The organism is Haloferax sp. KTX1, from assembly GCF_902410085.1.
Classification (GTDB): domain Archaea; phylum Halobacteriota; class Halobacteria; order Halobacteriales; family Haloferacaceae; genus Haloferax; species Haloferax massiliensis.
The window spans coordinates 1-440 of sequence record NZ_CABPRH010000209.1 but is presented as its reverse complement, the minus strand read 5'-3'; the positions used below and the strand labels follow the sequence as shown (position 1 = coordinate 440).

At 69.8% G+C, this 440-nt stretch carries 1 pseudogene; it reads left to right on the top strand.

The window, feature by feature from the left end:
- A pseudogene (locus FY251_RS21485) lies at positions 1-440 on the top strand (hypothetical protein); the annotation flags it as partial.

Below are 440 nucleotides of genomic sequence, written 5' to 3'. Positions count from 1 at the left end.
GTTCTGGTGCCTGTTCGCGTCGCTTGCGACGTTCAAGACGCGAAACGACCCCGGCGGGACGGCACGCATGGAAGTGACCGAGGAAGGGACGATCCGTCTCGTCGAGGAAGCCCGGACGCTGCCGGGACTGGGCGGCATCGGGTTTTTCGGACAGGACCCGGACGGCACGGTCGAGACGCAGACGAACCGAGCGAGTGCGACCGACGAGGGCGCTGTCAGCGACGGCGGGACCGGACAGCGCTCGGGCACTACGCGCACGGCCAACGGCCGCAGTCGGCAGCCGACGGGCGGCACGCAGTCTGACCGCAGCACGCGGTCAAAGCGACGGTCGGACAGCGGCACGGCGACGGAGCGACAGTCGGACCGTCGGGCGACCACTGGCTCGAACACCGGCCATCAAAACACCGCGTCGCGTGGGACGAACCGAACCGGCCCTTCCG